Annotated in this window: 1 protein-coding gene; it reads left to right on the top strand. The window is 65.2% G+C overall.

Going from position 1 to position 273, the window contains the following annotated elements; translation table 11 throughout:
• Positions 1–273: hypothetical protein (locus tag AC1RPY_RS07895; RefSeq protein WP_481763134.1), on the top strand; the 273-nt coding region annotated here is incomplete at both ends.

Consider the following 273-nt stretch of genomic DNA (forward strand, 5'->3'; position numbering starts at 1 on the left):
GTCCACGCTGACCTCGTTCTCACCGTGCAGATCACCGACGGCTTCAAAGTGCTGACGCAGCCCGTCATCAGCGAAGACCGGAAAAGCTTCGAGTTCCTCGTGCAAGGAGATCCCGGAGAACCCTGGTCGGGCACTCTGACGGTCTCGGCCGCCGGCTACCCCAGCTGGGCGTTCGCCGAGACCGCGCTCGAAAAGGAGGTCCCCGTCGAGCTCCTCCCGGGGACGCCCGTGATGACGTTCGACGAGAACGTGTTCATCGGGTCGCCCGGAGGG

This window comes from Dellaglioa sp. CoH-56-MRSF-12 (genome assembly GCF_056782075.1).